The organism is Bradyrhizobium australafricanum (genome assembly GCF_020329495.1).
Classification (GTDB): Bacteria; Pseudomonadota; Alphaproteobacteria; order Rhizobiales; family Xanthobacteraceae; genus Bradyrhizobium; species Bradyrhizobium australafricanum.
Map to the genome: position 1 here is coordinate 92,038 of NZ_JAGKJL010000022.1, position 17,636 is coordinate 109,673.

At 61.4% G+C, this 17,636-nt stretch carries 15 protein-coding genes and 1 pseudogene; 12 read left to right on the plus strand and 4 right to left on the minus strand.

The genetic code is table 11. The annotated features are described in order from the left end of the window. The first annotated feature begins 1 nt into the window (after position 1). The 4 genes from J6525_RS20905 to J6525_RS20920 all read left to right on the plus strand — a co-directional run bounded on the left by J6525_RS20905 (position 2) and on the right by J6525_RS20920 (position 2,039). A complete protein-coding gene (locus J6525_RS20905; protein ID WP_225646105.1) occupies positions 2-298 on the plus strand; it encodes an HdeA/HdeB family chaperone in 297 nt (98 codons plus the stop codon). Positions 299-321: 23 nt separating this feature from the next. Beyond that, positions 322-615 (plus strand): HdeA/HdeB family chaperone, encoded by a 294-nt coding sequence (locus tag J6525_RS20910; RefSeq protein ID WP_225646106.1) that lies wholly within the window; start codon positions 322-324, stop codon positions 613-615. A 229-nt stretch (positions 616-844) separates the two neighbouring features. Beyond that, positions 845-1,090: a hypothetical protein gene (locus J6525_RS20915; protein ID WP_157343962.1), complete on the plus strand. Its 246-nt coding sequence runs from the start codon at positions 845-847 to the stop codon at positions 1,088-1,090. A gap of 211 nt (positions 1,091-1,301) precedes the next feature. Further along, on the plus strand, positions 1,302-2,039 hold the full coding sequence (locus J6525_RS20920; RefSeq protein ID WP_225646107.1) for an outer membrane protein: 738 nt from the start codon (positions 1,302-1,304) through the stop codon (positions 2,037-2,039). A gap of 103 nt (positions 2,040-2,142) precedes the next feature. On the opposite strand, the gene aspD is transcribed toward J6525_RS20920, so the two are convergent. Next, positions 2,143-3,768 (minus strand): aspartate 4-decarboxylase, encoded by a 1,626-nt coding sequence (gene aspD, locus J6525_RS20925; protein WP_092084427.1) that lies wholly within the window; start codon positions 3,766-3,768, stop codon positions 2,143-2,145. 364 nt (positions 3,769-4,132) lie between these two features. Here aspD and aspT (J6525_RS20930) point away from each other — a divergent pair, with 364 nt between their 5' ends. Together aspT (J6525_RS20930) and aspT (J6525_RS20935) are read left to right on the plus strand one after the other, a co-directional pair. Further along, positions 4,133-5,824, plus strand: a complete 1,692-nt coding sequence (gene aspT / locus J6525_RS20930; RefSeq protein ID WP_225646108.1) for an aspartate-alanine antiporter — start codon at positions 4,133-4,135, stop codon at positions 5,822-5,824. Positions 5,825-5,850: 26 nt separating this feature from the next. Continuing rightward, entirely contained in the window at positions 5,851-7,545 is a 1,695-nt protein-coding gene (gene aspT / locus J6525_RS20935; RefSeq protein WP_225646109.1) for an aspartate-alanine antiporter, read from the plus strand. A 58-nt stretch (positions 7,546-7,603) separates the two neighbouring features. On the opposite strand, the gene J6525_RS20940 is transcribed toward aspT (J6525_RS20935), so the two are convergent. Continuing rightward, positions 7,604-8,629: an AraC family transcriptional regulator gene (locus tag J6525_RS20940; RefSeq protein WP_312009812.1), complete on the minus strand. Its 1,026-nt coding sequence runs from the start codon at positions 8,627-8,629 to the stop codon at positions 7,604-7,606. Here J6525_RS20940 and J6525_RS20945 point away from each other — a divergent pair. The 4 genes from J6525_RS20945 to J6525_RS20960 all read left to right on the plus strand — a co-directional run bounded on the left by J6525_RS20945 (position 8,619) and on the right by J6525_RS20960 (position 12,813). Continuing rightward, a complete protein-coding gene (locus J6525_RS20945; protein WP_446471729.1) occupies positions 8,619-9,839 on the plus strand; it encodes an MFS transporter in 1,221 nt (406 codons plus the stop codon). The genes J6525_RS20940 and J6525_RS20945 overlap by 11 nt on opposite strands. Positions 9,840-9,858: 19 nt before the next feature. Then, complete coding sequence (locus tag J6525_RS20950) at positions 9,859-10,734, plus strand: glycine reductase (RefSeq protein ID WP_225646110.1); 876 nt, start codon at positions 9,859-9,861, stop codon at positions 10,732-10,734. Beyond that, positions 10,731-12,041 (plus strand): tetratricopeptide repeat protein, encoded by a 1,311-nt coding sequence (locus tag J6525_RS20955; protein WP_225646111.1) that lies wholly within the window; start codon positions 10,731-10,733, stop codon positions 12,039-12,041. The genes J6525_RS20950 and J6525_RS20955 overlap by 4 nt, the downstream gene beginning before the upstream one ends. Positions 12,042-12,132: 91 nt before the next feature. Next, positions 12,133-12,813 carry a cupin domain-containing protein gene (locus J6525_RS20960; protein ID WP_225646112.1) on the plus strand — a complete coding sequence of 227 codons (681 nt, stop codon included), beginning with the start codon at positions 12,133-12,135 and terminating at the stop codon, positions 12,811-12,813. A 594-nt stretch (positions 12,814-13,407) separates the two neighbouring features. Here J6525_RS20960 and J6525_RS20965 read toward each other — a convergent pair. Together J6525_RS20965 and J6525_RS20970 are read right to left on the minus strand one after the other, a co-directional pair. Then, positions 13,408-13,764 carry an Mth938-like domain-containing protein gene (locus J6525_RS20965; RefSeq protein WP_225646113.1) on the minus strand — a complete coding sequence of 119 codons (357 nt, stop codon included), beginning with the start codon at positions 13,762-13,764 and terminating at the stop codon, positions 13,408-13,410. Positions 13,765-14,748: 984 nt separating this feature from the next. Continuing rightward, positions 14,749-15,209 (minus strand): annotated as a pseudogene (locus tag J6525_RS20970) (YbhB/YbcL family Raf kinase inhibitor-like protein). A gap of 107 nt (positions 15,210-15,316) precedes the next feature. On the opposite strand from J6525_RS20970, the gene J6525_RS20975 reads away from it, so the two are divergent. Further along, entirely contained in the window at positions 15,317-16,411 is a 1,095-nt protein-coding gene (locus J6525_RS20975; RefSeq protein WP_225646114.1) for a ribonuclease Z, read from the plus strand. Between the two features lie 3 nt (positions 16,412-16,414). Beyond that, on the plus strand, positions 16,415-17,554 hold the full coding sequence (locus J6525_RS20980) for a CapA family protein (protein WP_225646115.1): 1,140 nt from the start codon (positions 16,415-16,417) through the stop codon (positions 17,552-17,554). Positions 17,555-17,636: the final 82 nt, after the last annotated feature.

Consider the following 17,636-nt stretch of genomic DNA (forward strand, 5'->3'; position numbering starts at 1 on the left):
AATGAACAAAATCACTGTGTGCCTGGCTCTTGCCGGTGCGGCGTTGTCGGGTCCGCTGCAAGCGCAGACGAGCATCGATATGGCGCGGATAACTTGCTCGCAATACCTCGCCATGTCCCCGGGCGATTCTTCCGTATTTTCTGCCTGGATGAGCGGCTGGTTCAATCAAAAGAAGGGATACGTCTTTGTCGATCTCAACGCACATGCGCGAAATGTCGCAAGCGTAAAGGCGTGGTGCGCGACCAATCCCACTCAGACCGTGATGGCCGGCCTCGAGCGCTCTACGGCCGGCCAGTGATCAAACAGGGTTGGAAGATAACAATGAAACCATCGATCCTTGCCGTTGCGACCGTTGCACTTCTCGCCACCAGCGTCGTGGCCAAAGCGCAAGTCGTCGTCGATCTCTCCCTCATTACCTGCAAGCAACTGCTGGAGTCGGACCAGGAAAGACAAACGCTGATCAGCTCCTGGATGTCGGGCTATTTCAGCGCATCGAAGAACCTGACCGTCGTCGATTTTCGCTACGTCGAGCGAAACGGCAAGGTTATCGGCAAGTACTGCAAGTCGCACAAGGCGGACACCGTAATGAATGCGATGCAAAAGAACTGGCGCTGATCATCGTCGTTGCGAACGCGCAGGCAGCGGACGGCATCCTGTCCTTCTCGGGGCGGCGGTGAAGCCGGCGATGCCAACGGTCGGCAGGCTTGTGGTTCACTCGCGCTTCCGATCGAATCGCTTCTCCCTCAACTCGGGCCGCGGCGCCCGTATTTTTACGGTCCGCGCCCTTGACCAAGGTCAAGGCGCGGCCACCGGCCTGATGGTGTGTCGCTAGGGCTGTTTGCTCTTGCCCGGTGTCGCGGTGTCGGCCATCTGGTATGTCACTTATGAAATTCGCCGACGTGGTCTATTGGCTCGAAGGGCGCGCAGCCCTCGCGAGACCAGGACATTTGCCAGCGAATCGGAAGCCAAGGCGTTTGCACGGTCAAAACTGGACGAAGGGCTGGTCGTGTTTGCCGGCACCATCAATCCGCACCTCCCCAGGCAATTGATCCCCTCGCAGAACATTGCCGATTGGCTCGTCGAACAGTGAGCCGGCTCGGCGCTTCTGTTCGGCAGGACGAGCTTCGTGCTGCACCGAAGTTGAACGCAGAGCCCGAGCACGCTGTTCGTTTGCCCTTGAGTGTTGCCATTTTGGCACGTGGCTTTTCGTGACTCACATCTAGGCTTCGACCACTGCCCCGATTGGGCGAGCGCAAGGACTGCTTTTCTCGATTAACGCGAAGAGACCCGGAGATCATTCCATGAAGAGATTTTTGCTTACTGTCGCCGCGATTGTCGGCATGGCCACGCCGGCGTTGTCGGCTGACATGGCCGTCAAGGCGGCGCCTGTGCCGGTCCCTCCGCCGGTCTACAACTGGACCGGCTTCTATATCGGTGCGAATGGCGGTTGGGGTGAGAGCCGCACCTGCTGGGATTTCCTCCCCGCCCTCGGAGGTGTCGTGGCCGACGGATGCAGTTCGCGCTCGGGTGGCGTTTTCGGCGGACAACTCGGCTATCGCTGGCAGGCAGGGCAGTTTGTCTTCGGCCTGGAAGGACAGGGTGATTGGGCGGACCTGAAGAGCTCGCGCCTTAGCCTGATCGATCCGAGGTTCTCGACGACGACGAAGACCGACGGACTGGGTCTCTTCACCGGCCAGCTCGGCTGGGCCTGGGATGCCGCGCTGTTCTACGTGAAGGGCGGTGCCGCGGTCACCAGCAATCGCTACGACATCTGGACCACGGTGGGCGGAATTGGGGTGGCGTCGGCAACGTCGACCCGTTGGGGCGGTACGGTCGGCGTCGGCTTCGAATACGGCTTCACCCCGAACTGGTCCGTCGGGCTCGAATATGACCGCCTGTTCATGGGCGATGCGAACAACACGTTCTCGGTCGTCAATCCCATCGTGGCGGGTGCTGCCAACCGGATCGGACAAGACGTGGATCTGCTGACGATACGCCTGAACTATCGGTTCGGCGGGCCGGTCGTCGCGAGATACTGATCTTCGCGATCCCATGTAAATTGAGCCCCGGCACCATCGCCGGGGCTCTTGCTTTGCTTCAGCACTGCCGGATCAGACGCTCGATGCGCGGCAGGCGCCGCTGTCAGCGCTTTGCGGCTCCGCCCTTCGCTGCTTCGTAGGCGTCGCGATAGCCTCTGGCGATGGTCCGAACGCCGCGCCCGATATCGTCATAGACATCGTCGGGCAGGTTCGCGAGCGACACGCGAAGCGACCATTCGGGGGCATCGAAGCCGCCGCCGTTCAACAGCACGATCCCGTGGGCTTCGGCCAGCCTGAACGCCAGATCCAGCGGGTGGACGGTCTTCTTCAGGTATTCAACCGCGTCGTCGCCGATGTTCTTTCGGGCCCAGAACTCGAAATCGATCAGGGCGTAGTAGGCATCATAGTTGGGATTCGGGCTCAGCTTGTCGGCCAGCCCGAGGCCGTCGAGCATCGACCACAGGCGCTTGTTGACGATTTCCATGCAGGCCGCCTGATAGGCCTTGTTCACGTCCATCATCTCCGCGAGCGAGAACAGGCTCATCATCACCTGCTGCGGCAACGACAATCCCGCGGTGTGATTGAGCGCCACGTCGCGGCTGTCGGCGACGATGCGGTCGATCAGTTTGAGCTTGCGCGGTTCGAGCGTGAGCGGCCCGTAGCGCTTGTCGAGCGCCTTGACGGCCTCGTCCGGAAGCCTGGCGATCATCTTGTCGAAGATGTTGTCCTCGTTGATGGCGATGGCCCCCAGCCGCCATCCCGTGCAGCCGAAATACTTCGAATAGGAGTAGACGCCGATGGTGTTGTGCGGCAGTTCGCCCAGCAGCGAACGGAACCCGTGCACGAAGGTGCCGTAGACGTCGTCGGTGAGGATCATCAGGTCGGGGCGCTTGGTCTTGACCAGATTGGCCAGCTTGGCAACCGTCTCCTTGCTCAACGCCATCCCCGGAGGGTTGGACGGATTGACCACGAAGAAGGCCTTGATCTTCGGATCCTCCAGCTTCTTGATCTCCTCGTCGGTGAACTGGAACTTGTTCTCCTGCGGAGCCCTGATCTGAACGACCTTCAGGTCGTAGTCTTCAAGGTGCGTCATCTCGATGTAGGGCGTGAAAATCGGCGTCGCCAACGCGATCGTATCGCCAGGCACCAGCAGCCGATTGGCCTTCAGCGACTTGAAGAGGTAGCACATCGCCGCCGTGCCGCCCTCGACCGCATAGATGTCAAACTTCCCGGCCGGCCGGGGCTCGCCGCAAACCGCCCACATCAGGTATTCGTGCACGATCTTTTCGTTGTGCACTAGCATGCGGTCCGGCACCGGGTAATTGTCGCCGATGATCGAATCGACCAGTTCGTGGACGAAGGCGTCGGGGTTGAAGCCGAATTTCTTGACCGCAAAGGGCAGCATCTCGGTCAGGAAGCTCGCGCCCGGCATGTCCTTGTGCTGTTTGAGCCAGGCCTCGAACCGTCCGGCAATGCCATTTGCCTGGGGCATGCCGCCGATGCCCGCCGGGTGTTCCATCACCCGTTTGCTCTCGGTGATGGCGAATTGTCCCAGCAGGAAGAAGCCTTCGCGCGGCGTCGTGGCCACCCAGTTCGGATTGCCCCGCCCGGCGTTCAGGAACGGCATCTGGCTCCGCTTCGAATTGCTCTTGGCGAGGTTGATCAGTTCGTCCTTGATTTCGAAGGGGCTCAGCGCCTCGAATTTCTTCAGGGTCAGAAGATCGGCCATTTGACACTCCCGGGGGCGATGCAGGCTGTTGGAATGGAGGCGACAGGCTATGTTGCCTGCGCAATCGCGCGCAGCATGATCGGCGACCGGTTACGAGCCTTGATCTATGTCAACGGTCACGCGTAGCGCGATGCGATCGCTGCGACGGATCGCCGCTCACGATGCAAGTGCGCGGCACATGCGTAGTGTCGGCAAGATCATGAAATCGCGAGGCTCTCGCAGCGGCGGTTGACATAGATCAACATCCTGCTCGCCAACCGCCGTCTGATGTCGACCGATACGGTTGCTCGCCCTTTTCGGCACCCCGCACGAGATCGGAGCGGGCACACGCCGAAGCCCCGGGACAGCATGAACGGGTGACATCATGATCGATTGGCTCTTCCAGACGCTCCGCACCTATCCCGAAATTGCGATCTTCCTCTCGCTGGCCCTGGGCTACTATTTCGGTTCCTTCACCTATAAGGGGCTTGGACTGGGCGCGGTCACCGCGACACTGGTCGCCGCTGTCATCATCGGCCAGATCGGGATCACCATATCAGGGCCGCTGAAGCCGTTCTTCTTTCTGATGTTCCTGTTTGCAATCGGTTACGGCGTCGGACCGCAATTCGTACGCGGCATCGCGCAGGACGGCGTCCCGCAAGCGGTTTTCGCGGCGGTGGTCTGCGTCTTCTGTCTGCTGTCCGCGTATCTCGGCGCCAAGCTCGCCGGTTACGACGTCGGATCGGCCATCGGGCTCTATGCCGGCTCGCAGACGATTTCCGCGTCGATGGGCCTCGCAACGGACGCCATCAATCGCCTTGATCTGCCCGCCGACGAAGCCAAGAAGCTGCTCGACGCCATGCCGGTCGCCTATGCCGTGACCTATATTTTTGGCACGGTTGGGTCGGCGATCGTGCTGGCGCTGCTCGGGCCCGCGCTGCTCGGGATCGATCTCGAGACCGCATGCAAGAAATACGAGGAGGAGCATGGCGGCAAGAAGGAGCTGGGCGGCCCGGGCACGGCCTGGCACCAGTTCGATTTGCGTGCCTACCGCGTCAGCGAGCGTGGGCCGGTCGTCGGCAAGACGGTCGAGCAGGCCGAGGCGCTGATTCCCGATCATCGCATCTTCGTTCTCCGGCTCCGGCAAAACGGGAAGATCGTGGAGGCAACCTCCCACACCGTGATTCATGCCGGCGATGTCGTCGCCGTCGCCGGGCGCCGCGATGTGCTGGTGCAGCTGATCGGCGAGCAGGCCGAGGAGGTTGACGATCGCGAGCTGCTGGCCGTGCCGATCGAAGGCGTCGATGTCTACGTCACCAGCAAGGACGTCGACGGCAAGACGCTGGAGCAACTGGCGAAGGAACCGGGCGCTCGCGGTGTATTCCTGCGCAGGATCGCCCGGGGCGCGATCGCGACCGAGATTCCGATCCTGCCGAACACCAAGATCAATCGGGGCGACATTCTCACCTTGGTCGGACGCACGTCCGATGTCGCCGCCACCACAAAGCTGCTGGGCCGGCCGGATCGCGCGACAGACGTTGCCGACGTCGCGTTCATCGGCGCCGCCATCGCGATCGGCGCTCTTGTCGGCGCGTTCGTCTACAAGATCGGAAGCGTGCCGCTCACGCTGTCCACCTCCGGCGGCGCGCTGATCTCCGGCCTGTTCTTCGGCTGGCTTCGATCCGTGCATCCGACCTTCGGCCGCATCCCGTCACCCACCGTGTGGTTCATGAACTCGGTCGGCCTGAACGTCTTCATTGCCGTGGTCGGAATCTCCTCTGGCCCGGGATTTGTCGCCGGCCTGCAAAAGCTCGGCTTCAGCCTGTTCCTCTGGGGCGTCGTCGTGACCACCGTGCCGCTGATCCTGGCGATGTTCGTCGGCAAATACGTGTTCCGCTTCCACGACGCGATCCTGCTCGGATGCTGCTCCGGCGCGCGCACCACGACCGCTTCGCTGGGCATGATCAACGACCGCGCGAAGAGCCAGATTCCCGGTCTCGGCTACACCGTCACCTACGCGGTCGGAAACACGCTGCTGACGATCTGGGGCATGGTGCTGGTGATGATGATGACATAGCCGCGGCCCGGGACCGTGTTGAGACGATGTTGAGCTGGCTGGCGCAATTTCTCGTTCGTTATCCGGAGCTCGCGCTGTTCCTGGTGATCGCGGCGGGCTACTGGATCGGGAGCTTCAAGATCGGCGCTTTCAGCCTCGGCCCGGTGACGGGCGCGCTGTTCGCAGGACTCGCGGTCGGCGATTTCGCGCATGTGCCCGTCTCGAGCATGACCAAATCGTTCCTGTTCCTGCTGTTCCTGTTCGGGGTCGGCTATTCGGTCGGTCCGCAATTCGTGCTGGCGATGAAGCGCGACGGGCTGAAGCCCATGCTGATGGCCGTTGTCGTGAGCCTCACCGGTCTTGCGGCGGCGATCGTCGTGGCACGCGTGCTGCGGCTCGACCCCGGCTTTGCCGCCGGGCTCCTGTCGGGCGCGCTCAGCCAGAGCGCTGCAATGGGTACGGCGACCGACGCGGTCAATTCCCTGCCTGTGTCAGAGGCACAGCGCGCGTTGTTTGTCTCGCATATCGCGGTCGCGGATGCGGTCTGCTACATCTTCGGCTATGCCGGCGTGATCACGTTTTGCACCATTGTCGTTCCGGCGCTGCTCAAAATCGATCTGAAGGCGGAGGCGCTCAAGCTAGAGCAGACCTTGGGCATCACGCGCGCCAAGCCCGGCCTCGCGTCGGCCTGGCGCAAGTTCGAACTGCGCGCCTACCGGCTGGATGCTCACGCTGCGATCGTCGGACTGACAGTTGCGGCCGCCGAAACGCGCGTGCCCGGGCAGCGCGTGTTCATCCACCGTATCCGTCGCGGCGAGCGCGTCCTCGAGGCGGAGCCTGCAACGGTGCTGGCGGCAGGCGATGTCGTCGCGCTGTCGGCGCCGCGCCAGATCATCGTCGAACTGATCGGACCGCTCGGGGACGAGGTCGAGGACCGGGAGCTCCTCGATATCCCCGTGGTCGCGGCGGACGTGTTCCTGATCAACGCGAAGCTCGCGGGCAGCAGCCTCCAGCGGGCGTCTGAACGAGACTGGACGCGCGGCCTTTATCTGCGCTCCGTGAGCAGGGGCGGTGAAGCGCTTCCGATCGCTGCGGGCACGGTTCTGGAGCGCGGCGATCTGCTGAGCATCGTGGGTCCCGAAGCCGTGGTGCAGAACGCGGCCAAGAGCATCGGCGTCATCGTCGCGCCGAGCACCGCGATCGATTTCGTGGTGCTGGGGCTCGCGATTTTCCTCGGTGGCCTGCTTGGCGTTCTCATAAGCTTTTCGGTTAGTGGCATCACCATCTCGCTGAGCACCAGCGTCGGCACGCTGCTCGCCGGACTTCTGGTCGGGTATCTCCGCACGCGTCTGCCGTATTTCGGCCGGATCCCCGACGGCGCCATCAGCCTGATGACGTCGCTTGGACTGGCGGCCTTTGTCGGCCTGACAGGGATTCATGCCGGGCCGATCTTCCTTTCCGCGATACGCGAGTCGGGCATCGGGCTGCTGCTGGGCGGCATGATCGTCACCCTGTTGCCGCAGATCGTCGGCTTCTGCTTCGGCCATTTCGTGCTGCGCATGAACCCGATCCTCTTGCTCGGTGCATTGACCGGCGCACAGACTGTGACGGCCGCGATGGCGGCCATTCAGGAGCGCTCGGGCAGCTCCGTGGTGGTGCTTGGCTACACGCCCGCCTATCCGATCTCCAATATTCTGCTGACGACCTGGGGATCGATCATGGTCGTCGTTTTCGCTGGATGACGGGGCAGGGACAGCTCGCGCCTACCTCGTCATTGAGAGTCGCCCTACGGCTGAAGGGTCAGCGCGCCCGGCGGGGCGAATCTCGAGATCCGGATCGATGCCTTGATGAAGTCCCTCTGCTGGCCGCGTGGCCCAGACTGCGCCGATGTTGCAGGGGACTAACGCGCATTTCAGAGCGAAACATGAATATGAATGCGGAGGCCGATGAGTAACCCAGCCGCAACGCGATCTCCGTGATCGGCAGGTCGCTGCCCAACAATTCGATAGCCTTGAGCAGCCGGAGACGCTGACGCCATGCACGCAAGCTCATGCCGACTTCGCGCTCGAAGTGTCGCGTCAAGGTTCGCGGCGACATGCCGATCTCGCGCCCCCATCTCTCGGCGCGGCGAGGATTCGCTGGATCGGCGTAGAGGGTTTCACAGAGGGCCAGCAGGCCCGGGTGGGTGGGCCAAGGTAACGCTGCCGAGATCGGCGTCGCCCGCCGCAACTGATCGAGGATGAGCGCGATAACGCGATCGGCGTAGCGACGATCCTCGCTTTTCAGCGACGCGGCTTCCACGATGAGCGTCCGCAGGAGCGGGGACACATGGATGACGGTCGTGCCGGAAGTCATGCCTTGGCTGGCAGCATTGGCGACCCAGAGGCTCCGGAATTCCGCTCCCATCAGGGAGCCGACCGAATGCTTCGTACCGGCCGGCAGCCAGACGGCCTGTTCCGGTGAAATGACGACGCTTCGTCCATCAGCCTTCACGGTGAGCGCGCCTGAGATCGCGTAGACCAGCTGATTCCAGCTGTGACTGTGTTCGGCGAAGTAGCTCCTCGCAGGAAGAGACTGCACCCGAACGATCAAAGGCTTCGGTGATCCGAGGCCGTGCGGGGCATCGACCGTCTTCCAGCCGGCATTCCATGGCGACATGTGACGTTTCATCGACATAAATTGGCAATCTGTAGAAGGAAAAGTCCAGCGATTTCTTCTTAACTCCGACGCGGTGATCCACGGCCCGGTGGACCGGCCACCGGTCTGATCGGCGACGTCCCGTCGACGGACATCCAACGGCGGAGCAAGCCGCAGCGTGAACTTCAATTTTTCCGTTCCCAGCCATGAGGCGCCGACCGTCATTCGCCGCGAGCGCAACAACGTCGCTAGGCTGGCCGTCGCCCAGGCTTTCGCGGGCGCCAATTCCACGGTCGTCTACGCAACCGGGGCCGTGGTCGGCGACATGCTGGCGCCCACCAAGGCACTTGCGACGCTGCCGGTCTCGGTTTTTGTCGTCGGCATGGCTCTGTGCACGCTGCCGGCGGGCGTTGTCGCGCAGCGCTATGGCCGGCGCACGACATTCTTGCTTGGTGCAGGCAGCGGCGTCTTCGCAGGCTTGATTGCGCTCCTGGCGGTACTCAACGCGTCATTCCCGCTATTCTGCGCCGGGACCTTCTTTGGCGGCGTCTACGCGGCCGTGGTGCTCTCGTTCCGCTTTGCGGCGGCCGATTGCGCAGCACCTGAACGGCGTCCGCGCGCGCTCTCGGCCGTGATGGCTGGCGGTGTGTTCGCCGGTGTGATCGGTCCACAGCTTGTGACGCACACCATGAACCTGTGGGCACCGTACCTCTTTGCCGCGACGTTTGTCGGCCAGGCGGCGGTTGCCGCGCTCTCCGCGGTCGTTCTGGCGGGCGTTGAGCTTCCTCCACTGACTGCAACGCATCTCAACGCCGGAAGGCCGCTCGCTGTGATTGCCCGGCAGCCGCGCTTTGTCCTGGCCGTGATCTGCGGGGTCGTTTCCTACCTGCTCATGAATTTCCTCATGACCGCAGCCCCGCTGGCGATGAAGCTCTGCGGGCTGCCTCAGGAATCGGCCAATCTCGGTCTGCAGTGGCACGTCATCGCGATGTACGCCCCGAGTTTCTGGACCGGCCGCCTGATCACGCGCTTCGGTGCATCCGCGATCGTCGCGGTCGGGCTGGTGCTGATTGTGGCCTCTTCGTCGGTGGGCCTGCTCGGGATCGATGTCGTGCATTTCTGGGCGACGCTGAGCCTGCTCGGGATCGGCTGGAACTTCGGCTTCATCGGCGCCTCCGCGATGGTTCTGGAGTGCCATCGCCCCGAGGAAAAGGCGCGCGTTCAGTCGCTCAATGACTTCGTGGTCTTCGGCACGATGACCATCGGCTCCTTTCTTTCGGGCGGGCTGTTGTCGTCCTTCGGCTGGTCGACCGTCCTGATGCTGTCGTTCGCACCACTGCTCGCCGCGTTGCTGGCACTCATCGGCTTTTCATACCGGCCCGCCGCACGACCAAGTTAGCGTCTCGAGGAGAATCCACATGAGCGTAGCGGAGACCCCAGTTCAATATATGGAGCGAACGCGCCAATATTACCGTGCCCTTGGTTACGACAACGACTATGTCTGGGCGACCTTCGATGATGTCCCTTTCATCAAACCTGCCGAACCATCATCGGACCTGCGTATCGCACTGATTACCACGGCCAGTCCGCCGGATTTTGACGGCGTCAAACGGGTATGGTCGGGTGTGGTTTCGCCGCCGCCCGGGAAACTGTTTACCGACAACGTTGCGTGGGACAAGGAGTCGACCCACACCAATGATCCGGGCAGCTTCCTACCGGTAGAAGCCGCTTTCGGATTGGTCGGCGAAGGCGCCCTCGTCGGACTGACCCGGCACTTTCACGGCGTGCCGACAGAATACAGCCAACGGAAAACGAACGCGGAGGATGCACCTGAAATCCTGGCACGGGTTCGAAAAGACGGGGCGGATGCTGCGATCCTTTGCCCCCTTTGCCCCGTGTGTCATCAGACCGTAAGCTTGGTGGCCCGGCATCTGGAAGCGAACGGCATTCCGACGCTCATTGTCGGCTCGGCGCAGGATGTCGTGGAGCACTGCGGCGTGCCACGGTTCTACTTCACGGATTTCCCGCTGGGCAATCCTTGCGGGCATCCCTGGCAACCGGACATGCAGCGCGAAATCATGCGCCAGGCGCTCGCCCTTTTTGACACGGCGACGGCGCCACGAACGACTGTGAAAGCGCCATTTGTGTGGAAGGAGGAGGGTTCCCTTTGGCGGCCCCGGTATGGAAGAGTAAATCCAGAGGATCGCGAGCGGCTGCTCAAGCTGGGTGATGAGCGCCGCCGGCGGCAAGCCAAGGCCAAGCAGGTTTCCATGGAGGGAGTGTCATCAAAATGACCGAGAGTTCGATGGGAAATCGGGTGCACATTCTTGAAGACCGGTACGGTAACCCCTTGAGCACAAGCTCTGCCGCCGCCCGCGACGCATATGTCGCCGGCGTCGACAAGCTGCTCTCGGCCGGATCGGGAATTGACCAGGCATTCCGCGACGCGATCGCCGCCGACGAAGGTTTCGCTCTGGCACACATCGCGCTTGCGCGAACCCTGCAACTGCTCGGTCGCGGCAACGAAGTCAAAGCGCCGCTCGAACGCGCGATCGCGCTAGCGCCGGCTACGACTTCGCGCGAGCAAGGTCATATTGCGATCTTTGCCAAGATCCTGAGTGGTCAAGGCGCTGCGGCGGTTTCGGCGATCGCCGAACATATGAAGCACTGGCCGCGCGATGCCATGGTGCTGGCACCGGCCACCGGTGTCTTCGGCTTGATCGGCTTCTCAGGCAAGTCCGGCCGCGAGGTTGAGCAACTGGCGATGCTGGAGCCGCTTGCAACCCATTACGGCGATGACTGGTGGTTTCGAACCGTGCTCGCGTTTGCCGAAATCGAGCTGCACAGGCTCGACAGTGGTTTCAGGAATATCGAGACCGCACTTCGTGGTTGTCCCCGCAACGCTCACGCTGCGCATATCAAGGCCCATCTGTTCTATGAGAAGGGACAGCGCGAGGAGGGGCTGGCTTATCTCGAGCAATGGAACGCCGCTTACCCACGCGAGGCGCAACTGCATTGCCATATCAGTTGGCATCTTGCCCTGTGGTCGCTGGAGACCGGCAGGCGGGATCAAGCCTGGCAAATCTATCGTGAGGCGCTGCATCCGGGCGGCTCGTGGGGGCCGCAAATCAATGTCCTCACCGATTGCGCCTCGTTCCTTGCACGCGCCGAGATGGCGGGCGAGCCGCGGTATCCGGAACTGTGGAGCGAGATCAGCCAGTATGCGGCGAAGTGGTTTCCCAACTCGGGGATCATCTTTGCCGACATGCACAGCGCGCTCGCCTTTGCAATGGCCGGCGATGCGGAGGCCTTAGCCGGGATCATCGAGAACCCGAAGGGACCCGCCGCGGACATGGTGGTGCCCATCGCGCGCGGCTTCGATGGTTTGGCCAAGGGCGACTGGACACGGGTCGTCGATGAGCTAACGCCCGTCCTGGCAACCCATGAAAGGGTTGGAGGCAGCCGCGCGCAGCGCGACCTGCTGGAATATTCCGTGACTTGCGCCTTGCTGCGCAGTGGTCGAGCCGAAGAGGCGCGGCGGCTGATCGCGTCACGACGACCGCAGAATGCGGCGAGTGGCGTTCCGCTCGCGGGAATCTGAACGTGTCCTGGTTTAGGCACCTGCGCTGGTCAAGAGATCCGAAATGGCGAAGGGGTGGGTTTCGGATGGCGCCGCCTGAGGGAGAGTAACGATGCGCATCAACGATGATCTGTCAAAGCCTGTTATCGTTCACGCCTCGAAGCTGGACTGGGTGGCCAGTCCGTCGGCCGGCGTGGATCGGCGCATGCTGTTCCGCATTGGCGCCGAGGTCGCGCGCGCCACCTCGATCGTGCGTTACGCTCCCGGTAGCGCCTTCCCGCGTCATACGCATGGCGGTGGAGAAGAGATTGTCGTCCTTGAAGGTACCTTTCAGGATGAGCATGGCGACTATCCCGCGGGCAGCTACTTCCGCAACCCTCCGGGGACGTCACATGTCCCCGCCTCGAAGGACGGCTGCACCATCTTCGTGCGGCTCTGGCAGTTCCGGGACGAGGACCGGACCCAGGTCGTGCGTCAGCCAGGTGAGGGCCAACAGGTTGCGCCGCGCCCCGGTGCAAGCAGCGTCAGCATTCTATTTAAGGACGGCCACGAACAGGTCCGCCTTGAAGACTGGCGGCCGGGTGAGATCATCAGCCTTGCGAACGCGCGCGGGCTCGAGTTCTTTGTTCTATCGGGGGGACTAACGATCGGGGGCGAGACGCTGCAGCCGCAGGGCTGGGGTCGGCTACCCGACGGCGTCGACCTGAAAGCGACGGTGGGCCCGCAGGGCGCGAAAATCTGGATCAAGGAGGCGCCGCTGCTGCATCCGGATGTCTGTCGACTTCCCGGGTAGCCGGTACAGTTCTGACCGCCTCCGTTGAGCTCCCTGCAATGGCGAAGCTACTTTGCATGGGGTTGTTTTCGATATTTTGGTTGGGCCGGGCCTGTTTCGGCCGGGCAGCGCTTCGAAACATCATGTTGCATTGAACCGATGTTGCGGCTAGGCAATTGAGATGACATGGAAAATTTCCGTCGCCCCGATGATGGATTGGACCGAGAGTTCAATATTTTCAGTTGGTTAGAGGGCGGCGTGTGCACGACGTGTGCACTGGGAGATCAAGAAAAATCTTGCGACAGCCAACGAGAGCAGGCCCTTTGAAGTCGGACAGGGCCGGCTCGGGCCGTGCACGTGCACGGCCAAGATTTCCGAGGGAGAGTTTGAAGGAGGCACCCTCAGATTCGAACGATCACGAAATCTCTTCGTTCCGCGTGCAACGAGGCGGGGCAACTTGCTTGAGGTGTCGCAAGGCCTCGCAATTCTACTGATTACTCGCGTGATAGCAGGGTATCCGATCCCGCTATTCGGAGGTCGATCCCTCTCACCCCAACCAGCATTGCCTAAAGCTCACGCCCGATCAGAATCATCTGAAATGTAAGAACGGCTGGGTCAACAGGTTACGTGAAAGAGCCCGATCCTTCTTGCACGCGATCTGTTGAATATTTCGATCGCCTCGGGTGTCGGCTTCAAGAGGACCTCGCAGCCCTTTCTCTCGAAATAGGCTTCAGCCTCGGGCGACAGGTGCACGTTGCCAAACTGACCCGAGCCAATGACGACCTGGTCGCACCCCTTCTCGAAGAGAAATTTTGCCTCGTCTTCTGAAAGCACGTGCGAGGTACCGTAGAGGTTCTTTGATAGCTTCTTTTTCCGCTTCACAATCTCGCCGGAAAGACGAACGACCACGTCGTGCTCATAGGTTTTTCCGTCAATCGTGATCGTGCCAAATGTGGTGCTGTCAATCTTCATCGTGATCTCCTCCCAATCGGACTCACGCTCCAACACCGGCAGTAAGGCGCCTCGACGCCGCCATCAGCCTTACTCAAGCGCGTTCCCGCCTGCCGATCCTGATCAGGCTGCGCCGCTGCCCCAGCTGCCCGGGCGTGCCTCGAACAAGCCAGGGTTGCGGTGGAGCAAATAGCGCAGCGGCCTTCCTCGGTGAGCCGCCAAGCGGGTATGTCGTACCGATCTCAAGGTATCTCCTCTCTATTATTTTGTGCTGAATTCTTCTCCTCTTGGAAGTCCGCAAAAGAGCGAAGGTATGCGCGTCTTAGGCTGAACTCGCTCCGAAGTGGCCCGATCCCGCTCAGACGCGATAGTCGAAAATCATTTTTTATTTCAATAAGATAATTGTACGCCGCAGAGCCTGGGAAGGGCCTGACCTAGGAGCCGCGGCATCCACGTATGGCTGGCCGGCAGAAGAACGCAGTGCAACAAAGCCATGAGGCTGCGCGGCGAAGCGTTCGACATCGACGCAGCTACCTCCTGGCAGCTCACAAGCGCGATCGCGGTAGTCGAACTGCTAAATGTCGGCGTCAACTATCCCAAAATAATCGCCGATCGGTCTGTGGGGGCAACTCACGTTCTCGGCTCCACGGTCCGCCGCCTGAGGTATTGTTAGAGGTAAGGAAACTGCCATGACGACTACACGGTCGGACTGAAGCTCGCGACGACGCGTACCAAGGCGCTCACCATCGAAGCTCAGGACGCATTACTTGCAGCTCTCAAGATGAAGCTTGAGAACCCCGAAGCACTCATCACATATGTCCGCAAATCGAATCGGCGCCGTGATCGTCGTCACCCGGATGAATCGCTGCAGGACAAGAAAATGGCCTAGCACTCCATTGGCTGCCGCCGTGTTGCGACGGTGGTATATGGAAAGAGGGCAAGTGGTCAGGTCGTACTGATCACATCTAAAGCCTCGGAAAGTGGCCCGAGCAACTCCCGTTGTCACTATCTCTTATACCAGCCGACGAGGGTCGCCTCCGCGATTCCGGACTTGCGCGCCTCTCGTTCGATGTCGCGGCAGGACACGTTGGCCTTTGCCTGAAGCAGGTCGGTGGAGATGGCAATCAGCCGGAAGTGATAATGATGAAGCCCATGGCCATGAGGCGGTCACGGGCCGCCATAGCCTACTTTGTGGAAATCATTGACCGCCTGTTTCACATTTTTGTTCCGCGCGGCGCCTTCCGCAAGCTCCGTTAGGACTGCCGGAAGATCGTAAGCCGCCCAATGGTGCCACGTCCCGGCGGGCGCATCTGGGTCGTCGCAGAGCAAGACAAAACTTTTGTTCCCGCCGGCGCATCAGACCATTGCAGAGGCGGCGAGAGGTCTTCTCCGTCGCAGGTGAACCGTCTCGGAATTTGCGCTCCGTCGGCGAAGGCGCTTGAAACGAGTTTCATGGCTCCCTCCATTTTCTTGCAGGGGACATAGGTTTCGGACCTGGGCTCGGGCCTGAGAGTTCCTACGGAGCCGGCGCGACCTCGCCGGATCGGCGGACGAGCGCGACCAGATTGCGGCCGTGTGGCTCGATTTTGGCGAGTGCGAAATCCATAAAGTCTGCTTAGATCAGGAAGTCCGTCGGGCAACTGCGGCAGGTTGGCTTGCTATGCGACCGCTTTTTCATCCGAACCTGGTCAATGGCCGCTACGGCGACCCGACGGTATATGTGGAGACGCTGTTCGAGAAGCGCAGCCTGCTGTTCGATATCGGAGAGATTTTTTCGCTGTCGCCGCGGAAGATACGACGCATCGACCAGGTCTTCGTCTCGCACGAGCATATCGATCACTTCGTTGGATTCGACCACCTGCTTCGCTTGCTGGTCGGGCACGAGAAGTCCGTGCAGCTCTTTGGTCCATCCGGCTTTACCGAGCGGGTCTTTCACAAGCTTCAGGCCTATCGCTGGAATTTGGTCGAAACCTATTCTAGCGATCTTGTCTTCATCGTGAGCGAGCTCGCAGCGGCGAATTCCATCTTGAGCACGCGGTTCAGGCTGAGGAAGGCTTTTGTCGCAGAGGCCTCAGTCTCTCGCAAGACCGTTGCCGGGGTGATCTGCGACGAACCGACCCATCAAGTGTCAGCCGTGATCCTTGAACACGGTACGCCCTGCCTTGCCTTTGCGCTGCAGGAGGCGGCGCATGTCAATGTCTGGAAGAACCGGTTGTTGGAGCGCGGGCTGCCCGTTGGTCCGTGGTTGCGCTCGCTCAAGCAGGCCGTGGCCGAACGACGCGCGGACGATCATTTGATCAAGATCGATGGATCGGCAGTTTCGGACAATCGGCTCGTTCCACTTGGGGCCTTGCGTGATCTCCTCACCGTCACGGCCGGACAGAAAGTTGGCTATGTCACCGACGTCGCCGATACGCCGGCCAATCGTGGCGCCATCGTAGCGCTCGTGCAGAACGCGGATATCCTCTTCATCGAAGCCGCGTTTGCAGGAGCGGACGATGCGCTGGCGAGGCACCGGGCCCATCTCACGACCACAGCTGCTGGAGAAATTGCTCGAGAAGCCAACGTGCGTCGCGTCGAGCCGTTTCACTTCTCTCCACGTTATGTGGGGGAGCAGCAACGGATGCTTGCTGAGGTGATGGCGGCGTTCAGGGGGGCTCACTGCTAGACCATGCCTGAGGAAATCTATTTGCCCGCTGGACATCGAAAATCGCTCCGGCTCTTTCTATGCGGAGACGTCATGTGCGGTCGTGGCATCGACCAAGTGTTGGCGCACCCGTGCAGCCCCGAAATTCACGAACAATCCGCGCGATCAGCGGAGGAATATGTGTTGCTCGCCGAGCATGAAAACGGGTGGATTCCACGGCGCCATGGGCCGTCCTATGCTTGGGGCGCCGCACTGGACCAGTTGGCGCGGATGCGGCCGGACGCGCGGATCATCAATCTCGAAACGGCTGTGACCCGCAGCAAGGACCGCGCGCGCAAGGGCGTCAACTACCGCATGAGCCCCGAGAATGCAGATTGTCTGGCGGCCGCCAAGATCGACTGCTGTGTGCTTGCCAACAACCATGTGCTCGATTATGGGCGCCCAGGCCTGGAGGAGACGCTGGCAACCTTACAAAAGCTCGACATCAGGGCGACTGGCGCGGGGCGCAACGATCGCGAAGCCAGCGCTCCGGCCGTGCTCAATCTTGCCTATGCCCGGCTTCTGATCTTTTCGTTCGGCTCGACATCGAGCGGCATTCCCCTGGAATGGGCCGCCACCGAGGGCGCTCCAGGCGTCAACCTGCTGCCTGACCTGTCCGAAGCGAGCGCCTCAGAGGTTGCCGATCGAATCGTGGCGCTCAAGAAGCCGGGTGATCTGATCGTCGTTTCGATCCATTGGGGATCCAATTGGGGATATCAGATTCTGGACGAACAGATGGTCTTTGCCCGAACACTCATCGACCAGGCGAACGTGTCGATCGTTCATGGGCATTCGTCGCACCATCCGAGAGCGATCGAAATCTATCGGGATCGTCTCATTCTGTATGGCTGCGGTGATTTTCTGAACGACTATGAGGGGATTCAAGGTTACGAGCGCTACCGGGACGACCTGGTGTTGATGTATTTCGCCGACCTGGATGCGACCGACGGCTGTCTTCACGCGCTCAACTTGATTCCGCTCCAGATCAGGAACTTCCGTCTCTCCATTCCGGCGCGGCGGGATATCGAATGGATCCGGCAGACACTGGATCGGGAGTGTCGAAAGTTCGAAGCTAGACTCGTCCTTGGTTCAGAAGGACAGCTTGCAGTTGCCGGGCCTGGCTGAACGTAAAGCCATTTGGGTCCGGGCCAGTGATCGGGATGGCCATGCAGTACCGGGCTCGTTTTCAGGCGCAGATCGGCGACGT

Bases quoted from the DNA above. Each gene is read 5' to 3' on its own strand.
- J6525_RS20905 (WP_225646105.1), top strand. From the start codon at position 2: ATGAACAAAATCACTGTGTGCCTGGCTCTTGCCGGTGCGGCGTTGTCG.
- J6525_RS20910 (WP_225646106.1), top strand. From the start codon at position 322: ATGAAACCATCGATCCTTGCCGTTGCGACCGTTGCACTTCTCGCCACC.
- J6525_RS20920 (WP_225646107.1), top strand. From the start codon at position 1,302: ATGAAGAGATTTTTGCTTACTGTCGCCGCGATTGTCGGCATGGCCACG.
- aspD (WP_092084427.1), bottom strand. From the start codon at position 3,768: ATGGCCGATCTTCTGACCCTGAAGAAATTCGAGGCGCTGAGCCCCTTC.
- aspT (WP_225646108.1), top strand. From the start codon at position 4,133: ATGATCGATTGGCTCTTCCAGACGCTCCGCACCTATCCCGAAATTGCG.
- aspT (WP_225646109.1), top strand. From the start codon at position 5,851: ATGTTGAGCTGGCTGGCGCAATTTCTCGTTCGTTATCCGGAGCTCGCG.
- J6525_RS20950 (WP_225646110.1), top strand. From the start codon at position 9,859: ATGAGCGTAGCGGAGACCCCAGTTCAATATATGGAGCGAACGCGCCAA.
- J6525_RS20955 (WP_225646111.1), top strand. From the start codon at position 10,731: ATGACCGAGAGTTCGATGGGAAATCGGGTGCACATTCTTGAAGACCGG.
- J6525_RS20960 (WP_225646112.1), top strand. From the start codon at position 12,133: ATGCGCATCAACGATGATCTGTCAAAGCCTGTTATCGTTCACGCCTCG.
- J6525_RS20965 (WP_225646113.1), bottom strand. From the start codon at position 13,764: ATGAAGATTGACAGCACCACATTTGGCACGATCACGATTGACGGAAAA.
- J6525_RS20980 (WP_225646115.1), top strand. From the start codon at position 16,415: ATGCCTGAGGAAATCTATTTGCCCGCTGGACATCGAAAATCGCTCCGG.